Origin of the sequence: Hyphomonas sp. (genome assembly GCF_041689225.1) — a bacterium.
Classification (GTDB): Bacteria; Pseudomonadota; Alphaproteobacteria; order Caulobacterales; family Hyphomonadaceae; genus Hyphomonas.
The window spans coordinates 25455-44239 of record NZ_JBDNGN010000046.1 but is presented as its reverse complement, the minus strand read 5'-3'; the positions used below and the strand labels follow the sequence as shown (position 1 = coordinate 44239).

The 18785-nt window shown below is 61.8% G+C and carries 18 protein-coding genes; 1 reads left to right on the top strand and 17 read right to left on the bottom strand.

Annotated elements, in window-relative coordinates; translation table 11 throughout:
- Positions 1–22 precede the first annotated feature (22 nt).
- From ACESNB_RS03880 to ACESNB_RS03810, 15 genes are all read right to left on the bottom strand, one after another.
- Positions 23–949 (bottom strand): biotin-dependent carboxyltransferase family protein, encoded by a 927-nt coding sequence (locus ACESNB_RS03880; protein WP_373004113.1) that lies wholly within the window; start codon positions 947–949, stop codon positions 23–25.
- Entirely contained in the window at positions 946–1581 is a 636-nt protein-coding gene (locus ACESNB_RS03875; protein ID WP_373004109.1) for an allophanate hydrolase subunit 1, read from the bottom strand. Before ACESNB_RS03875 ends, ACESNB_RS03880 begins: the two co-directional genes overlap by 4 nt.
- Positions 1578–2339, bottom strand: a complete 762-nt coding sequence (gene pxpA, locus ACESNB_RS03870) for a 5-oxoprolinase subunit PxpA (RefSeq protein WP_373004106.1) — start codon at positions 2337–2339, stop codon at positions 1578–1580. The genes ACESNB_RS03875 and pxpA overlap by 4 nt, the downstream gene beginning before the upstream one ends.
- Positions 2336–2473, bottom strand: coding sequence for a hypothetical protein (locus ACESNB_RS03865; protein WP_373004102.1), 138 nt, complete (start codon positions 2471–2473; stop codon positions 2336–2338). The genes pxpA and ACESNB_RS03865 overlap by 4 nt, the downstream gene beginning before the upstream one ends.
- A gap of 70 nt (positions 2474–2543) precedes the next feature.
- Positions 2544–3965: a dihydrolipoyl dehydrogenase gene (lpdA, locus tag ACESNB_RS03860; protein ID WP_373004099.1), complete on the bottom strand. Its 1422-nt coding sequence runs from the start codon at positions 3963–3965 to the stop codon at positions 2544–2546.
- Positions 3962–4333 (bottom strand): hypothetical protein, encoded by a 372-nt coding sequence (locus ACESNB_RS03855; RefSeq protein ID WP_373004096.1) that lies wholly within the window; start codon positions 4331–4333, stop codon positions 3962–3964. Before ACESNB_RS03855 ends, lpdA begins: the two co-directional genes overlap by 4 nt.
- Positions 4334–4408: 75 nt before the next feature.
- Complete coding sequence (locus ACESNB_RS03850; RefSeq protein ID WP_373004093.1) at positions 4409–5728, bottom strand: pyruvate dehydrogenase complex dihydrolipoamide acetyltransferase; 1320 nt, start codon at positions 5726–5728, stop codon at positions 4409–4411.
- Between the two features lie 4 nt (positions 5729–5732).
- Complete coding sequence (locus ACESNB_RS03845; protein WP_373004089.1) at positions 5733–7136, bottom strand: pyruvate dehydrogenase complex E1 component subunit beta; 1404 nt, start codon at positions 7134–7136, stop codon at positions 5733–5735.
- The gene (gene pdhA / locus ACESNB_RS03840) at positions 7137–8150 is read right to left on the bottom strand and encodes a pyruvate dehydrogenase (acetyl-transferring) E1 component subunit alpha (RefSeq protein ID WP_373004087.1); all 1014 of its coding nucleotides are present in this window, start codon (positions 8148–8150) and stop codon (positions 7137–7139) included. It lies immediately after the preceding gene.
- Positions 8151–8218: 68 nt separating this feature from the next.
- On the bottom strand, positions 8219–8518 hold the full coding sequence (locus ACESNB_RS03835) for a septum formation initiator family protein (protein WP_373004084.1): 300 nt from the start codon (positions 8516–8518) through the stop codon (positions 8219–8221).
- Positions 8519–8560: 42 nt separating this feature from the next.
- Complete coding sequence (gene eno, locus ACESNB_RS03830; RefSeq protein ID WP_373004081.1) at positions 8561–9841, bottom strand: phosphopyruvate hydratase; 1281 nt, start codon at positions 9839–9841, stop codon at positions 8561–8563.
- 112 nt (positions 9842–9953) lie between these two features.
- Positions 9954–10139 carry a 50S ribosomal protein L32 gene (rpmF, locus tag ACESNB_RS03825; protein WP_373004078.1) on the bottom strand — a complete coding sequence of 62 codons (186 nt, stop codon included), beginning with the start codon at positions 10137–10139 and terminating at the stop codon, positions 9954–9956.
- 122 nt (positions 10140–10261) lie between these two features.
- Complete coding sequence (locus ACESNB_RS03820; RefSeq protein WP_373004075.1) at positions 10262–11503, bottom strand: dipeptidase; 1242 nt, start codon at positions 11501–11503, stop codon at positions 10262–10264.
- 251 nt (positions 11504–11754) lie between these two features.
- Positions 11755–12495, bottom strand: a complete 741-nt coding sequence (locus tag ACESNB_RS03815) for a histidine phosphatase family protein (protein ID WP_373004072.1) — start codon at positions 12493–12495, stop codon at positions 11755–11757.
- Positions 12495–13592: a CaiB/BaiF CoA transferase family protein gene (locus ACESNB_RS03810; protein ID WP_373004148.1), complete on the bottom strand. Its 1098-nt coding sequence runs from the start codon at positions 13590–13592 to the stop codon at positions 12495–12497. Before ACESNB_RS03810 ends, ACESNB_RS03815 begins: the two co-directional genes overlap by 1 nt.
- Positions 13593–13707: 115 nt before the next feature.
- Between ACESNB_RS03810 and ACESNB_RS03805 the strand changes: the two genes are divergently transcribed.
- Complete coding sequence (locus ACESNB_RS03805) at positions 13708–14967, top strand: hypothetical protein (RefSeq protein WP_373004069.1); 1260 nt, start codon at positions 13708–13710, stop codon at positions 14965–14967.
- Here ACESNB_RS03805 and mfd read toward each other — a convergent pair.
- Both mfd and ACESNB_RS03795 read right to left on the bottom strand, forming a co-directional pair.
- Entirely contained in the window at positions 14964–18425 is a 3462-nt protein-coding gene (mfd, locus tag ACESNB_RS03800; protein ID WP_373004066.1) for a transcription-repair coupling factor, read from the bottom strand. The two genes, ACESNB_RS03805 and mfd, sit on opposite strands and share 4 nt — an antisense overlap.
- A gap of 48 nt (positions 18426–18473) precedes the next feature.
- Complete coding sequence (locus tag ACESNB_RS03795; protein WP_373004063.1) at positions 18474–18734, bottom strand: succinate dehydrogenase assembly factor 2; 261 nt, start codon at positions 18732–18734, stop codon at positions 18474–18476.
- Between the last annotated feature and the right edge of the window lie 51 nt (positions 18735–18785).

Sequence of the window (18785 nt, the reverse complement as noted above, 5' to 3'; positions counted from 1 at the left end):
GGAGTCAAGCTGAGGCGCGGATTCAGAGGTGAAAATCCGGTAGCCATGCCGACAGAAAGGCCTGCTTGGCACGCAGGGCTTCGGTCGCCTGCTGCTGTGTTCTGTGCAGGAAACGGATGCGGTCACCGGGGCGGACCTGGCCCAGCAGGTGCCCGTCGGCGCGGATCACTTGCAGCAGATGCGGATAGCCGCCGGTGGTCTGGGCGTCGGCGAGGAGCAGGAAACCACGTCCGCCGGGGGGGAGTTGCAGCGCGCCGGGGAAGATGGCGGCGCTTGGATGGCTCACGTCCTCTGGAATGTGTGGAAAAGCGCCTTCGAGTTCGACACCCATGCGGCTGGCGCGCTGCGTGGCGGTGAAGGTTTCGTCCCACATGTGACGGGCCGAGGCTGGAAGGTCCGGCCCCTCCACGGCTCGCAATGCGTAGCTGTTGCTGCAGACGGGATGCAGGTCTTCCGGCGTTTTCATGGATGGGGTGACACGGATAAATGCCAGCCCGATCGTGTCACCTGCCTTGAGCGCCCTGCCCGCGTGTCCTCCGAGGGCTGCCGGGAGATAGGTCGATGTCGCGCCGAGGAACACGTTTGCCTCGATATTCGCCGCCATGGCGACGTAGACGCGGCAGCCCTGACGGGCGGGCGCGATGTGGAGTTCGTCGCCCGCCTGCGCCGTATGGGCGGCGTGAGGAGCAATCACCTGTCCTGCAAGTGTCAGTGCAGACGGCGCGCCGGTGACGGCAAAGCTGACGGGTGTAGCGAACCGGATCGCTGCGCCGCCAAAGGTGATTTCAATGGCGGTCGCATCGCTGGCATTGCCGACGAGGCGGTTGGCGAGGGCCATGGACAAGGGATCGGCCGGACCGCTGGCTGGTACACCAAGGTGCCGGGTCCCGATACGCGGCGCACCCTGAAGGGTTGCCTGGACGCCGGGTTGAAGGATGGTCAGGGTCATGATGCGGCGGCGTCGACCAGCCGGACCTGCATGCCGGGCTGCAGGCGGAAGGGATTGTCGGAGGCGGCATCGAACAGGGACACCGGCGTTCGGCCGATGATCGGCCAGCCACCGGGGCCCGCCAGGGCATAGAGGCCGCACTGGCCTGTGATGAGACCTATCGAGCCCGATGGAACCTGTTGTCGCGGCTGCAGGAGACGTGGAATTTCGCACGCCGCATCAAGGCCCGACATATAGGCAAAACCGGGTGTGAAGCCGAGCATGTCGACCTGCAATGGTTCAGACAGGAGGCGTGAAACCACCTCGGTTTCAGACAGGCCTGTCCGGTTGGAAATGTCCGCGAGGTCAGGCCCATTTTTACCCCCGAAATGCACCGGTAGCTCGACCGTTTCGAGGGTGCGGGACGGGGGTGGCGCGGGGGTGGCAAGAGTGCGGGAGAGGTGCGCCATGGCCTCGGCAGGGGTGTGTTCGAGCGGGTCGAACTGCACGGTCACGTCGTGGCGGCCCGGCACCACTTCGATCCAATCGCCCGTCGCTTGCAGCTGGCTTGTGCGCGCGAGACGTTCGTCCCTGCCCGGCGCAGAGAGGCGCAGCGCGTCGTCGCCGCAGAAGGTGATGGCCGGATCACTCATGGCTCGACGGCGATGACCGAGATACCGGCATGCTGAAGCGCGTCCCGGATGCTGCGCGCACTGGCGAGGGCGCCGGGCGTATCGCCATGCATGCAGATTGTCCGGACCGCGAGGTCGATGGTCTCGCCGGTTCGGGTGGTGACGGTCCCGCTCGATGCGATCTGGAGCGCTTGCCGGATCCGGTCTGCGTCGGACTCGATGACGGCGCCGTCCATTGTGCGCGGTGTGAGGCCGCCGGACGCTTCGTAGGCCCTGTCGGCAAAGCCTTCGGAGAGGTATGGGAGGCCTGCATAGTCAGCCGCCGCCTGCAGCCTGGAATTCAGTGGGCCGATCAGGAGCGGAATGCGCGACTGGACCGTCACGTCGACAATGGTGCGCGCGGTGTCTTCATCCCGTGCGGCCGTATTGTAGAGGGCACCATGGGGTTTGAGGTGGGAGATCGCGACGCCGCGTTCGCGGGTGATGGCAGCAAGGGCACGAACCTGGTTCAGCAAGGTTGCACTGAGCTCGACCCGGGACAGTTTCATTTCCTTGCGGCCAAAGCCTTCGCGGTCTGGGTAGGACGGGTGGGCGCCCATCGGGACGTTGCGGGCGTCTGCCGCCTTGACGGTGGCGGCCATGCTTTCCGGGTCGCCGGCATGACCGCCGCAGGCGATGCTGCAGCGGGTGACGACGTCCAGCAGCGCGCGGTCAAGCGCGCGGCCATTGGCGCCGGTCAGTTCACCGATATCGGCATTGAGGCAGATGGCTTTGGTCATGACCAAACCCCGCGTGCGCTGAGGATGATCCCGCCGCCAAGCAGGTTTACGAAGGACCCGTTGACGCGGTCCCTGATCAGCGCCGAGGCGCCCTGCAGGAGGGCAGTCAGGCCGATAAACAGGTGACGGGTCACGCAGGGTCCTCCAGTGATTTGGGCTGGCTCCTGCGTATAAGGGTGGATGCCTGCGGGCAAGGCCCCTGCCCTAGATGTGAAGCGCCCTGCCGTCGGCGTCGAGCACCGCTTCGTGCATGGTTTCCGAAATGGTCGGGTGCGCGAAGATGGTGTGGGCGAGGTCCACGTCGGTGAGTTCGCCCTGCCGGGCGATGACATAGCCTTGGATCAGCTCGGTGACTTCGGCGCCGATCATGTGGGCGCCGAGCAGCTCGCCGGTCTTCTTGTCGAAGACGGTTTTCACCATGCCGTTGGTTTCGCCCATGGCGATGGCCTTGCCGTTTCCGATGAAGGCGAAGCGACCGACCTTGATGTCGTAGCCCTTTTCCTTTGCCGCTGCCTCGGTGAGGCCGACACTGGCGACCTGCGGATGCGAATAGGTGCAGCCAGGGACGTTGGACGCATCGAACGGCTCGACATGGGCCTTGCCGGTGCCGGCAATCGACTCGACGCAGATGACGCCCTCATGGCTGGCCTTGTGGGCGAGCCATGGCGGGCCTGTGAGGTCGCCGATGGCGTAGAGGCCCGGCACGCCGGTCTTGCCGAAACCGTCGACGTTTACGTGGGTCTTCTCGACCTTCACACCGAGGGCTTCGAGGCCAAGGTTTTCGACATTTCCGACAATGCCGACGGCGAGGATGGCGCGGTCGAATTCGCGCGACTCCTTCTTGCCGTCCTTGTTGGTGATGTCGGCGGTGACCGTGTTCTTGCCGGCTTTCAGGTTTTCGACCTTGGCGCTGGTGATGATGTTGAGACCCTGTTTCTTGAAATCCTTCTCGGCCATGGCTGAGATTTCAGCGTCTTCCACAGGCAGGATACGCGGCAGGACTTCGGCGACGGTCACGTCGCAGCCGAGCTCGTTGTAGAAGCTGGCGAATTCGATGCCGATGGCGCCGGAGCCGATGACGAGGAGCCGCTTGGGCATGACGTCGGGCGTCATGGCTTCGCGATAGGTCCAAATCAGCTTGCCGTCGGCGACGAGGCCTGCCTGCGGGATGTCGCGGGCACGGGCGCCGGTGGCGAGCATAACGTGTTTGGCCTGGAGCGTGGTGTCCTTGCCGTCCTTGCCCTTGACGATGACCTTGGGCGCGGGCGCGCCTTTTTCGAGGCGGGCCGTGCCTTCGATGACGTCGATCTTGTTCTTCTTCATCAGGAATTTGACGCCGCCGGACAGCTGGCTGGCTACACCGCGCGAGCGTTTGACCACGGCATCAAGGTCAACCTCGACCTTGTCGATCTTGAGGCCGAAATCCTTGGCGTGTTTAGCCAGGTGCATGACTTCGGCCGAGCGCAGCAGCGCCTTGGTCGGGATACAACCCCAGTTAAGGCAGACGCCGCCGAGGCTCTCGCGCTCGACGATGGCGGTCTTCAGGCCGAGCTGACTGGCCCTTATCGCCGAGACATAGCCGCCGGGGCCGGAGCCGATGACGATGAGGTCGTATTGGGTGGTCATTCGGCACCTCGCATCACGTTCCACTCTTCCTGAGCCGCCATGGAATTCGCCTCGCGGCTTTCAAACATTTCAGGCGTGCAGACATATTCCTTTTTAGTCACACGCAATTCTTCGATTTTCGCATCATTGGCGGCCATCAGGCTCGACACGAGTTCGGACGGCGTTGTCGATGCGCCTAGTTCGGCCATGAACAATGTGAGGCGGACGGGCACCTCATCTCCGCACAGGTTCATCATGCCATGTTCCGTCGCAAACACGTCTGCGATGGCCTTGAGCCTGTCAGGATCGAACTGAACCACTGGATCGGGAGTTGATACGGGTTCAGGAGCCGATGTCGGTTCTGTTGCTTGTGGAGAACAAGCGGTCATCAAGGATAGCGCCAAAATTAGCCAGGTACTTTTGATCATCTCTTGTCCCATTTCACGTTCGAGTTTTGGCGCGCGTTAAAGCAGCATCGCTTCCGGCGTTTCGACATAGCGCTTGAAGGCCTGCAGCCATTTCGCGCCTTCGGCGCCGCCGATGACGCGGTGGTCGCAGGTGAGCGTGACGCTCATTATCGTGGCGACGGCGAGGTCGCCCTTGGCGTTGACGACCGGGCGCTTCTCCCCCGCCCCGACAGACAGGATCATGCCTTCGGGTTGATTGATGATCGAGGCGAAGTTGCGGATGCCGAACATGCCGAGATTGGAGATGGAGAACGTGCCGCCGCTGTATTCCTGCGGCTTTAGCCTGCGCTCGCGGGCGCGGGCGGCGAGGTCTTTCATCTCCTCGGAAATGTCGGCGAGGCCCTTGTCTTCGGCATTGAAGATGACCGGTGTGATCAGGCCACCGTCGATGGCGACCGCGACAGAGACATGGGCGTGTTTGTGATAAGCGATGCCCTTGTCCGTGTACGATGCGTTGCAGTCGGGCTCGTCCATCAGGGCCATGGCACAGGCCTTGATGAGCAGGTCGTTGACCGAGACTTTTACGCCTTCAGGTGCGGCAGCATTGATGGCGACGCGGCTGGCTAGGAGATGATCGAGCTCTAGATCGATGGTCAGCGGGAAGTGCGGGACCTGCATGAAGCTGGTGGTGAGGCGCTTGGCTACGACCTTTCGGACACCGTCGAGCGGCTTCAGCTCATAGCTGTCGGGCGCATAGACGCGGTGGTCGAGGATTTGTGGCAGGATGAGGCCGTCCGGGGCGGGCGCGCCTGATCTGGCAGCGGATGCGTCAACCTTGCCGGGCGGGGCGTTTTCGACATCGCGCTTGATAATGCGGCCGCGCGGGCCGGAGCCTTTGAGGGCGGAGAGGTCGATGCCCTTGAGGCCGGCAATGCGTTTGGCGAGGGGGCTGGCCTTGATGCGGTCGCCGGAGACAGGCGTTGAGGCGAAGGTTTGTGGCTTTGGTGCCGGTGCAGCTTGCGGCTTTGCCGCTGGAGCAGGCTGGGCGGCGGGCTTCTTGTCTTCGTTGCTTGAGGCCCCGGCTTTCGCCGGGGGAGTGGATGGCGTGGGGGCTTTGATCGAGGACGCATCCTCACCTTCTTCTGCGAGCACGGCGATGACGGCGTTGACCTTCACGCCTTCGGTGCCTTCAGCGACGAGGATTTTCGCGATAATGCCTTCATCGACGGATTCGACTTCCATCGTCGCCTTGTCGGTCTCGATTTCCGCGATGATATCGCCGGAGGAGACGGTGTCGCCTTCCTTGACGAGCCATTTGGCGAGCGTGCCCTCTTCCATCGTGGGAGAGAGGGCGGGCATGGTGATGTTGATGCTCATGGCGCTATTCCTGATCCGCGTAGCAGACCTTGCGGGCTGCTGCGACAATGTCGGCGACGCTGGGGAGGCTCATCGCTTCGAGATTGGCGGCGTAAGGCAGGGGCACGTCCTTCTGGTGGACGCGGGCCGGTGGGGCGTCGAGATAGTCGAAGGCTTCGGCGACGACCGTGGCACAGATTTCCGCGCCGATGCCCATGTAACGCCAGCCTTCTTCGCAGGTGACGATACGGTTGGTCTTCTTGACGCTTTCGACGACGGTGGCGGTGTCGAGCGGGCGGATGGAGCGGAGGTCGACCACTTCGGCGCTGATCCCCTGCTCTGCCAGTTCGTCGGCGGCCTGCAGCGCGAAGCCAACCATGCGGGAATAGGCCACGAGGGTGACGTCCGTTCCGGCGCGTTTCACGGCAGCCTTGCCGATGGGCAGGACATAGTCGTCGAGGTCTGGCACGGGGAAGCTGGTGCCGTAGATGAGTTCATGCTCGAGGAAGACGACCGGGTTGGGGTCGCGGATCGCGGCCTTGAGCAAGGCCTTGGCATCGGCAGCGTCATAGGGCGCGACGACCTTGAGGCCCGGAATGGCACCGTACCAGGCGGCATAATCCTGGCTGTGCTGGGCGCCGACGCGGGAGGCTGCGCCGTTAGGGCCGCGGAACACGATGGGACAACCCATCTGGCCACCGGACATGTAGAGCGTCTTGGCGGCGGAGTTGATGATGTGGTCGATGGCCTGCATGGCGAAGTTGAAGGTCATGAACTCGACGATGGGCTTCAGTCCGCCAAAGGCGGCGCCGACGCCGAGTCCGGCAAAACCATGCTCCGTGATCGGCGTATCGACGACGCGGCGGGCGCCGAACTCCTGCAGCAGTCCGCGGGTCACCTTGTAGGCGCCCTGGTATTCGGCGACTTCCTCGCCCATGACGAAGACGGTTTCGTCGCGGCGCATTTCTTCAGCCATGGCGTCGCGCAGGGCGTCGCGGATCGTGGTTTCGGTGAAGGTGGTGCCTTCGGGAATGGAGGGGTCCGAGAGGATGGCTGCGGCGGGCGCGTCTTCGGATTCGGCCTTGGGCGCGGGCGCAGACTCGCTGGCTTCTGCTTGTTGTTCTTTTGGAGCGGCGGCAGGCGCTGCAACACCGTTCGATGACGGCTTCACGCTGCCCGCGTCTTCGCCCTCTTCGGCGAGGACAGCGATGACGGCATTCACTTTGACGCCTTCGGTGCCTTCAGCCACGAGGATTTTGGCAAGGATGCCTTCGTCCACGGCTTCGATTTCCATCGTCGCCTTGTCGGTTTCGATTTCGGCAATCACGTCGCCGGAGGAGACGGTGTCGCCCTCCTTTTTCAGCCATTTGGAGAGCGTACCCTCTTCCATGGTGGGTGACAGGGCCGGCATGAGAATATCGACGGACATCTAGACGGGCTCCACTTCGCGCAGGACATCTGTCCAGAGTTCGGACGGATCGGGCTCGGGGCTTTCGAGCGAGAAGTCGGCGGCGTCCTTGACGATGCCCTTGATCTCCTTGTCTATGTTCTTGAGTTCCTCTTCCGTGGCATGGCCGGCTTCGACCAACTGACCCTTCAGGCCTTCGATCGGATCGTGATGGGTGCGGATGTCGTCGACCTCTTCGCGTTTGCGATACTTGGCAGGGTCGGACATGGAGTGGCCGCGATAGCGGTAGGTCTTCATTTCCAGAATGTAGGGCCCCTTGCCGGAGCGGGCATATTTGACGGCCCTTTCGCCGGCTTCCTTGACCGCGAGCACGTCCATGCCGTCAACGGCTTCGCCCTCGATCTCGAAACTGATGCCGCGCTTGAACAGTTCGACTTCGGCCGAGGCGCGGGCAACACTGGTGCCCATGGCATACTGGTTGTTCTCGATGACATAGACGACCGGCAGGTCCCAGAGGGAGGCCATGTTAAAGGCCTCGTAGACCTGGCCTTGATTGGCCGCGCCGTCGCCGAAATAGGCGAGGCTGACATTGCCATTGTCCTTGTACTTGTTGGCGAAGGCGAGACCGGTGCCAAGTGGCACCTGCGCCCCGACGATGCCGTGACCGCCGAAGAAGTTCTTCTCGCGGCTGAACATGTGCATCGAGCCGCCCTTACCTTTGGACAGGCCGCCACTGCGTCCGGTGAGTTCGGCCATGACGCCTTTCGGATCGAGCCCGCAGGCAAGCATGTGTCCATGGTCGCGGTAACCGGTGATGACCTGGTCGCCATCCTTGAGGCAGGCCTGCATGCCGGTGACGACCGCTTCCTGACCGATATAGAGGTGGCAGAATCCGGCAATCTTGCCCATGCCGTAGAGCTGGCCGGCCTTCTCTTCGAAGCGCCTGATCAACAGCATCGCACGATAATATGCGAGCATGTCGGCCTTGCTTGTTTTTGTCGGTGCTTTTTTTGCACTCTTAGGTTTTGTCGCCATTAGATAACTCCATCCCTTATCCGTCTTATGTATGCGCGTTTCCGCGGCGACAAGTCAGAACATCTATGTCAATTTGCAATGCTGCCCGCTGACGCCATCAGGACGATCTCGTTTGGGTAAACGAAAGCCAGCTTATCGCGCGCCAGGGCTTCGACAAAGTCGGGGTCGACCGATCCCGGTGTGAGGCGGCGGATATCGGTGCGCAGGCGCGTCAGATCGGCCTCGATTCTGGCCAGATCGGCCTTGCGGTCCTCGAGTTCCAGCTGGGCATCCGACCAACGGCCAAGGCCCTTCTCCCCCGCAAATGCGTGGTAGGCGAAGTAAAGCACAAGCAGGCTGAGCCCAAGGGCCTCGAGGCGGGATACCATGGCGCAAATCTGTAGACGCGATTGGTTAACCGCGCGTTTGCGCTATTCCGCGTTGATGCGCGACCGGCCGGCATAGATGCCGATCGGGCCGAGCTCTTCCTCGATGCGAATCAACTGGTTGTATTTCGCGATCCGGTCGGAGCGGGACAGCGACCCGGTTTTGATCTGCCCGCAATTGGTGGCCACTGCGAGATCCGCAATCGTTGTGTCCTCGGTTTCACCGGAGCGGTGGGACATGACGGCGGTGTAGGCGTGAAGATGCGCCAGTTCGACGGCATCGAGCGTCTCCGACAGCGTGCCGATCTGGTTGACCTTGATCAGGATCGAGTTGGCAGCGCCCTTCTGGAGGCCGGTCGAGAGGCGTTCCGGATTCGTCACGAAGAGATCGTCGCCCACGAGCTGGATGCGGTCGCCGATCATTTCGGTCAGCGCGACCCAGCCATCCCAGTCGTCCTCAGCCATGCCGTCTTCGATCGAGATGATCGGATAGCGGCCGCAGAGGTCGGCGAGGTATTTGGCGAATTCGTCAGATCCGAGAATCTTGCTCTCGCCCGCGAGGTGGTACTTGCCGTCCTTGTAGAATTCGGTCGAGGCCGCATCGAGCGCGAGCGCGATGTCTTCGCCCGGCGCATAACCTGCCTTTTCGATGGCTTTCATGATGAAGCCGATCGCCTCTTCGGTCGAACCGATATTTGGCGCAAAACCACCCTCGTCGCCGACATTGGTATTGTGACCGGCATCGCTAAGCGTTTTCTTGAGGGCGTGGAAGACTTCTGCGCCCATGCGGACCGAATCCGTCAGGCTCTCGGCGCTGACCGGCATGATCATGAATTCCTGTATGTCGATCGGGTTGTCGGCATGCTCGCCGCCATTGATGATGTTCATCATCGGCGTTGGCAGGACGCGGGCATTGGCGCCGCCGATATAGCGGTAGAGCGGCATGGCGCAGCTTTCAGCGCCTGCCTTGGCAACGGCCAGGGACACGCCCAGGATCGCGTTAGCGCCGAGGCGGGATTTGTTCTCCGTGCCGTCCAGATCGATCATCATCATGTCGATCAGGCGCTGGTCGGTCGCGTCCATGCCTTCGAGTTCATTGTAGATTTCGCCGTTCACGGCGTCGATAGCCTTGAGGACGCCCTTGCCGCCGTAGCGTGACTTGTCGCCGTCGCGTTGCTCGTGGGCTTCATAGGCGCCAGTCGACGCGCCCGAAGGCACGGCAGCGCGGCCAATCGAGCCATCATCAAGGGTAACGTCGACTTCCACGGTCGGATTGCCCCGGCTGTCGAGAATTTCGCGTGCGTGAATGTCGATGATCTCGCTCATGGCGGTCTTGTGCCCCTCAATTGTTTTCGGCGTCAGATGTAAAAAGCGCCCCCAGCCGGATGGCGGGAGGCGCTGGAACCCTTAGTCTCGTGCGCGCAAATCCGCAACCAGACTAGATATCGCCCTTTGGCTCAAGCACCTGACGACCGCGATACATGCCGGTCTTAATGTCGATGTGATGCGGGCGACGAAGCTCGCCCGACTGGGCGTCTTCAATGTACGTATTCATTGCAAGCCGGTCGTGCGAACGGCGCATGCCGCGACGGGACTTGGAGATTTTGCTCTTAGGAACTGCCATGACAGGTATCCGGATTGTTGCGCATTTTCAGCGTGTGAACTGGAACGGGCCTCTTACAGACGCCAAACCGGCTTTGCAAGGTCTGAACATCACCAAACCCGCGAATTATGTATTCCCCTGCCCTATTGGGGCAAAGGGATCTCTTTGCCCGCTTCGGCTTGCTGAAGCATCCGCAGCATGTTGCCACTCCATATCTTCTGGATATCGGCCTCGGAATAGCCCTCAGCCAGAAGGCGTTCGGTGACTTTCGGCAGGAAGGATACGTCTTCCATGCCTTCGACGCCCCCGCCGCCGTCCCAGTCGGCGCCCATGCCAATATGGTCAGGTCCGACCACTTCGAGGGCGTGATTCATATGCTCCATGAACTTCTCGAACGTGGAACGAGGGGGCGGAAATGACGCGTCCACTTCGTCCATGCGGGCCATGTAGCGCTCGCGCGTCTCGGCATCCGCCGTGATCGGCGAAATGCCTTCGAATTCCGTCTGAAGTTCGTCCAGTGCGGCCTGGCGCTCCGGCGTGGGCGAGAGCGCTTCGAGATAACCGCCATAGGCGTTGATCTGAATGACGCCGCCATCGTCTGCGATCTTGCGCAGAAGATCGTCACTGATGTTTCGTGGGTGGTCGTAGACGGCCTTGACGCCTGTGTGCGTAAGAATCAGTGGCGTGGTGGACAGCGCGATCATGTCATCAACCGTCGAATCAGCCGCGTGGGACCCATCCAGGACCATGCCGAGGCGGTTGGCTTCCCTCACCAGATCCTCGCCGAGCGGGCTGAGGCCGCCGAAGTCGCTGGCGGAGAGATCCGTTGCGCTGTCGGCGAACTGGTTATCGCGAAAATGCACCGGGCCGATGAAGCGGACGCCGCGGTCATAGAAGGTCTTCACCAGCGAAAGGTCTGTCCCGATCGGATAGCTGTTTTCGATGGACTGGTAGACGATCCGCTTTCCGGTTGCGGCGATGCGGGCGGCATCTTCGGATGTGTAGGCGAGTTCAAACGATTCGGGGTGATCGGAGACCATCGTAAGAATCTCATCACTACGGGTGAGTGCCGCCGTTCTTGCGGCTTCAAAGGACGCTTCGTCGAGGGGCCCTTGCGGCATGAAAATCACCCAGAAACCGCCATCGAGGCCTCCGCGCGTCATTTTCGGCAGGTCGACCTGGACGCTGCCGAGCACGCTCGGATTGTCGGCCATGATGTCGAAGCCAGGCTTTGAAAGATTCGCAGGCGTATCGAGGTGGGAATCAAGCACGAGCAGCCGTTCATGCAATTGGGCGGCTGATTCGGGCTCAGGGACTGATTCTGCGGGCGCCGGTGCTTTCGGGGAGCAGGCCGTCAGGGCCGCCAGTACCAGCATACTCGTCATTACAGTTTTCAATTGTCAGCCCTCGCCATTTGTTCAGATGGAGGGACCTTATCCGCAAAATGCTGCGGCGCAAGAAAATGGCCGCCCCGAAGGGCGGCCGAGGTAAAGCAAGAAGGACGTCAATGCGTTGTTCTGGCAAAAAGCCTAAAAACGCGGCACCGACAGGTTGGTCAATAGCGAATCCTATCTGAACGGACCCGTGCCCGCTTGTTATGTTATGTTCACCTGAGAGGCGAGTTGCGGCATTCTGATCAAGTGCCAGGAGCCGGGCGGGTGAAGATAGCTTCGAGGCTGCGCAGGTTCATGCCGTTCTTGAGGTAGTTTGCCGGTGTCAGGTTCACCGCCTTCACGACGCCCCGCTCGATCTGGGTGCCTGTGCCGTCTTCCGTCGGCACCATGTCGAAATCGATGATGTTGATGCAACCGGTGTCCTGCTCGAAGCCCGCACTAGCGCCGAGCGGTGCCCCCACGACAGAGGCGAGAACCATGCGATTGACGACTTCGTGCGCGACGACGAGGGCGATGGCCCAACCGGGTCGGATCAACAGGTCGCTCAGGCCCTCCAGGATGCGTTCAAGGGCATCGGAGAATTTCTCGCCCCCTTCGAGGAACTGGGCACCCGGCTCACCCGCCTGCTCGAACGTGAATGTCATGGTGGCGGCCAGATGCTCGGCTGAATGGAAGTCGATGTATTGGCCGGAACGGACTTCGCCGAAGCGAGATTCTTCTTCAAGAGCCGGCGCATTCGGATGTTCCATCAGGACAATTTCAGCCGTTTGCCGGGTCCGCTTGAGCCCGGAACAGATCGCGAGATCGAAGTGAACTTCGGACAGCGCCACGCCCGCCGCCTTGGCTTCGAATTCCCCCGCTTCGGTCAGCACGGCAATCGATGGGTCGCGGGCCTTTCGGACGGCTGCCGACGTATAGTCCACGAAGCCGTGGCGCATCAGGTAGATGCGCCGCCGGCCCGTGGTTCCCGCAAGCGCGCTCATCAGCGGCTGACGTGCCAGTCACGCAGGATTTCTTCGGTATGCTCGCCGAGTCCGGCGGGGCGCCGCTGGATTTCTGCAGGCGTGCCGGAGAATCGTGGCGCGGGGGCTGGTTGAACGACGCCCTCGACCTCGACGAATGTCTTGCGCTCCGCATTGTGAGGATGGCTCGGTGCCTCTGCCATGGACAGAACCGGCGCGAAGCAGATGTCGGTACCTTCCATGATAGCGCACCAATCGTCGCGCGTCTTGCCTTTGAAAATCGCGGTCAGCTTGGCCTTGAGCCGAGCCCATTTCGACCGGTCCATCTGGGACTTGAATTCCGGGTCGGTGACGCCGGTCTTCTCGAGCAGTAGTGCGTAGAATTGCGGCTCGATCGAACCGATGGAGACCCATTTTCCGTCACTGCATTCGTACGTGTCATAGAAGTGTGCGCCGCCATCGAGCAAGTTCGACTCGCGATCATCGGTCCACACACCCATGGCTTTCATACCGAAGAACATGGTGGAGAGTGACGCCGCGCCGTCTGTCATCGCGACATCGATGACCTGACCCTTGCCGCCATTCTTGACGTTCACGATGCCGGCAAGCAGGCCCATCGCAAGATAGAGTGCGCCGCCGCCATAGTCGCCGACAAGATTGAGTGGCGGGCTCGGACGTTCATCCTTGCGGCCCATGGCGTGGAGCGCGCCGGTCAGAGCGATATAGTTGAGGTCATGGCCAGCCGCTTGCGACAGCGAGCCGAACTGTCCCCAGCCGGTCATGCGACCGTAAACGAGTTTCGGATTCCGCGCGAGAACGGGATCCGGCCCAAGGCCGTTACGTTCCATCACGCCTGGCCGGAACCCTTCGATCAGGCCGTCGGCCTTCTCGATCAGTTTCAGGGCGACTTCGACGTCCGCCGGGTCCTTGAGGTTCAGGCTGATCGACCGGCGTCCGCGACTCATGACGTCCGCGGCGCGGCCAGGCTTGCCGTCGCCGGCGCGATCAATGCGGACCACGTCAGCGCCCATGTCGGACAATAGCATGCCGCAGAACGGTCCCGGACCGATTCCAGCGAATTCAACAATTTTGACACCGTCCAGTGGCCCACTCGCCATCATCTTCTCCCGTTCTCGATTGGCCAATGCAGCCTGATTAGCGGAACTTTAAGTGTGAAACCGGCAAAAGGAAGGGGTGTCCCAGCGTCGACCGCTGGAGTGTTTCGAGAAATTCATGCCTGACCTGACCTACATGGACCCGCCAATCGAAGTCGCCGCGACGGGTGTGCGGTTCAAGATTGTGGCCGCGCGCCTGCGATCGGGCGGTATGCGCCCGTATGCGAGCGGAGATGCGGTGGATTTCGATGCATCCGATCCCCTTCTCATTGATTTGGCCAGCGTTTCCATGGCGGTGCTGGAGACCTGCCACAAAGCCTGCCTTCGCGGTCTGACCCGCCGATTGATCATTCTCGATACCGCTGACGCGGGACTGTTCCTGTCTGACGCGCTCACGGTCCGGCGTGACCGGGACCTGGGAATGTTGAAAGGGCGGTTGTCTGCGATGGCACGCCGGGAGGCGCGAAGCATGGAAGTCGCCATTCGCGCCGAAACGGCGCAGGCGTTGGGGATCGTAGCATCCGTCGCGTCGCCCGATGAGGCCCCTGAACTCCTTTATCTTGGCCAGAGTTCCCCTATATTCCTGTCATTGGAGAACGCTCTGCGAGCCGGAGGCGTGTCTGTAACCGCCGCATTGTCGTGCAACATGGCCAGCGACTATTTGTCGACCCGCAGGTTTTCAGCGGCGCTGGTCGACATGACTGCGGCCAGCGAAAGCAGCGCGCTTTTGTCGGGTGGGTCAGGACCGGGGGAAATGCTCAACGGCTTGCCGATCCTTGCGTTGGTTGATGGCGACAATCGCCCGCCGGATGACGCACAGGACCTGCTTTCACATGCCGACGAAATCATCGAATGCCAGGATCCCGAGCCGGGTGTGGTGAAGCGGATCGCGTTCCTGGCGCGGAAGTATCAGGCCTTGCGGCCCGCGAGGCCAACGGCATCAATCACACGTGGCGTTGGCGATGATATGACAGGCTTGTATTCTAGCGCGTTTCTGGCGGCGCACCTTGAACGCCAAATAGACGTGGCGAACCAGCGGGCTGATGCGCTGTCAGTCATGACCCTGAAACTGGTTGGTGAGCACCGGAGCGATGTTCGACTCCTGGACAGGCTCGCGACCTGTCTGGGTCCCCTCTTGCGAGAAACAGACTGCGCGGCTGTCGTCGAAACCGGCACGATTGCAGTGTCGATGCCACTGACCTCCTACCATGGCGCTGTCCAACTCTCGAAGCGGATTGCAGAGGCCATCGCGGAGGTGGACGAACTCGCCAGTCTCACGCTGAACTGGCGGGTCGTTGAAAAACGAAATTTCCATACGGCGAAAGCCCTGCTCGAAGCGGCCCTGTCCGGCCCCTTCATGCGTCTCGACGCAGCCTAGGCCGATACGAGACCCGAGACGGATTCCAGTTCCTTGAGGAAGGCTTTGACGCTGACCAGTCGGCGTTCCGGTTCGCCGCCCAGTCCGGAATGGACGAGCTTGGAGTCCGGGCGGAGTTTCAGCACATTCGGACGGGTGCGGACGAGTTCCATCAATCGCGCTGGATCCATGATCGTATCCGGACGGAAGGCAAAGACAGCACCTTTGATGCCGGAGTCGAGCTTCGAGATGCCTAGCGCCTTGCACTGTACCTTGATCGCGGTGACCTCCAGCAATTGCCGTGTTGCCTCCGGGAGCGGGCCGAACCGGTCGATAAGTTCAGCCGCAAAGGACTCGCGGTCGGATGCAGTGCTGATCTCGGCGAGGCGACGATAGAGCGACAAGCGGATCGTGAGATCTTCGACATAGTCTTCCGGGATAAGCACCGCGACGCCGAGATTGATTTGCGGTGACCAGTCATCGACGACTTCGTCGCCGCCGCGTGCACCCGAGCGAAGCGCCTTGACGGCATCTTCCAGCATGGACTGGTAGAGCTCGACACCCACTTCCCTCACCTGGCCGGACTGCTGGTCGCCGAGCAGGTTGCCCGAGCCGCGCATGTCGAGATCGTGGCTCGCTAGCTGGAAGCCGGCGCCGAGACTATCCAAGGATTGCAGGACTTTCAGGCGCTTTTCGGCCATTTCCGTCACCACTTTATCGCGTGGCGTGGTGAAATAGGCATAGGCGCGCAGCTTGGAGCGGCCGACGCGCCCGCGGAGCTGGTAAAGCTGGGCCAGGCCGAACATGTCGGCGCGGTGGATTATCAGCGTGTTGGCGCGCGGGATATCGAGCCCGCTTTCAACGATGGTCGTGGACAGGAGCACGTCATATTTTCCGTCGTAGAAGGCGTTCATGATGTCTTCGAGTTCGCTCGCAGCCATTTGGCCGTGAGCGACGACGAATGACACTTCGGGCACCTGTGCCGAGAGGAAGTTCTCCAGCTTGTCGAGATCCTGGATGCGCGGTGCCACGAAGAAGGCCTGCCCGCCGCGATACTTCTCGCGCAGCAAGGCTTCGCGAAGCGTGACGGTGTCTTCTTCGGTGATGTAGGTTCGCACAGCGAGGCGGTCGACCGGTGGTGTCGCGATTATGGAGAGGTCGCGAATGCCGGTAAGCGCCATCTGGAGCGTGCGCGGGATGGGCGTGGCGGACAGGGTCAGCACATGGACGTCGGTCTTCAGTTCCTTCAGGCGTTCCTTGTGCTTCACGCCGAAGCGCTGCTCTTCATCGACGACCAGCAGGCCGAGGCGCTTGAAGTCCATCGCCTTGGCGAGAAGCGCGTGTGTGCCAATGACGACATCGACACTGCCGTTGGCCAGTCCGTCACGTGTTTCCACAGTCTCACGCTGACCGACAAGCCGGGACAGGTGGCGCACCTTAAGAGGCCAGCCTGCAAAGCGCTCTGAGAATGTCTTGTAGTGCTGGCGCGCCAGCAGCGTTGTCGGCGCGATCACGGCGACCTGCTTGCCGCTCATCGCTGCCATGAACGCGGCGCGCAAGGCGACTTCCGTCTTGCCGAAACCCACGTCGCCGCAAACGAGGCGGTCCATCGGCCGACCTGACGCCAGGTCTCCCAGCACGTCTTCGATCGCGTTCAACTGGTCGTCTGTTTCCTCATATGGAAAACGGGCCGCGAACTCTTCATACATCCCCTGCCCCGCCGCCAGCACGTCGGCGCGTTTCAGAGCGCGTTCTGCGGCGATGGCCATCAGTTCTGCGGCCATCTCGAGGATGCGCTTCTTGGCCTTGGCCTTGCGGGTCTGCCAGCCGGCACCGCCGAGGCGATCAAGCTGGCTTTCAGATTCTTCCGATCCGTAGCGGCTGATCAGGTCAATGTTTTCGACCGGGAGGAAGATCATGTCTCCGCCGGCATATTCGAGTTGGAGGCAATCGTGCGGCGCGCCGGTGAGGTCGAGTGTCTTCAGACCGATATAGCGACCTACACCGTGATCGACATGGACAACGAGATCATCCGGCGACAGGGCGGACGCATCCGTGATGAAGCTCGCTGACTTGCGGCGACGTCGCGGGGCCGCGAGCCGGTCACCCAGAATGTCCGCTTCGGAGATCACCGCGAGATCGGGAGTCACAAACCCGGACTCAAGTGGAACCTCGACCACAGTAAAATCGGTCTTGCGCACGGCTTCGAGCGAGTGGACCTGCACCAGATCGGGCAATCCATGATCCGCCATGACGTTAATCAGGCGATCCGCAGACCCGGCAGACCAGGCCGCGAAGGCAACAGGCTTGCCGGATGCATACAAGGCTTTCGCATGCGCGATGGCCGCTTCGAATATGTTTTCGTCGGGGCGCAGGCGTTCCGGTGCGAAATTCCTGCCAAGCCGCGCGCCCATGTCATAGGCGCCCCCGGTGGCTTCTGCCGGGCTGAAGCGGACGACGGCGTGCGTCGAGAGCAGCTGGTCGAGTTCTGACGATTCAAGGAAAAGAGCCGATGGCGCCAGGACCCTGGCTATTGCCGGGTCGCCGCCAGCGGCGTCAAGCCGCGCGGAATAGTAATCCAGCGCCTGCGCGAGGCGCTCGGCTGATGCTTCGGCAGACAAATGCCCGAAGCCGATGAGGGCCTCGTCACCAATATAATCGAACAGGGTTTCGAGGTGGTCATGGAACAGCGGGAGCCATGCTTCGACGCCCTGACGCCGAATGGATGCACGGGCCGATTCGTACATCGGGTCGCCAGACGGGGGGCCGAACGTCGCCAGGTAGTGCTCGCGAAACCCGCTGAGGACCGTGTCATCAAACAGAATCTCGCTGACTGGTGCAAACGCTACTGAACGTGCATCCCCCGACGAGCGCTGGGACTCCGTGTCGAATGTCCGCAGGGTTTCCAGCGTGTCGCCGAAGAAGTCCAACCGGTAGGGCTCGCTCGAAGTAGGCGGGAAAATATCGATGATTCCGCCGCGAATGGCGAACTCACCGTGTTCGCGTACCGTACCTGCCCGGACGTAGCCGTTCACCGAGAGATATTCGGTCAGGTCCTTCTGGCTGACGGACTGGCCAATGGACACCGAAAAGGACGCCCGGCGCAGTGTCGAGACAGGCGGCACGCGCTGCACCAGAGACGTCGCCGTCGTGACGACGAGAAGGGCGCCCTGGGAGGGTTCGTAGCGGGCGAGCCGGGCGAGACCCGCGCACCGGCGGGCCGCAACCCCCGGCGTCGGGCTGACCCGGTCATAGGGCAAGGTGTCCCATCCCGGCAGGTCGACACAGTCAAGGCGTGGCGAGATGAATTGTGCCAGGCGGCGGGCCGTGCTCGCACTCTTGTCGTCGCGCGCGACGTACAGGCCAATCCCGCCCCGCGCCTCGAGTGCACGACAGAACGTGATGAGGTCTGGGCCGAAGGGCGCACCGGAAAAGCTGGCTGGGCCGCTCAAGGACTTGAGAAGGTCGACAGGGGTCATCAGGATCTTTGGCGAGGTTCGTTTCAGGGGGCGGCGCGGCTGATCGTATTAACCAGCCTGCGCGGCGTAGCGGAAAGCGACCAGCTGGTCCAGCACTGGACCCTTGTGTTTGTCAGGTACGTCCTTCTGCCCAATCAACCATGCATAAACGTCCCAATCGGGCACCTCCAGCAGGCGTTCGAACTCATCGAGTTGCGCTTCGTCAAAGTCCGGCAGGAATTTGTCGGCAAAGGATCCCATGTAGAGGTCCATTTCACGGAAACCGCGCCGCCAGGCACGGAACGTCAATTTGCGGCGTCGCGTTTCCATTGCATGCTCCAGCATCTGTTGTCAGGCAAGGATATAGTCTGTTGGTACCGC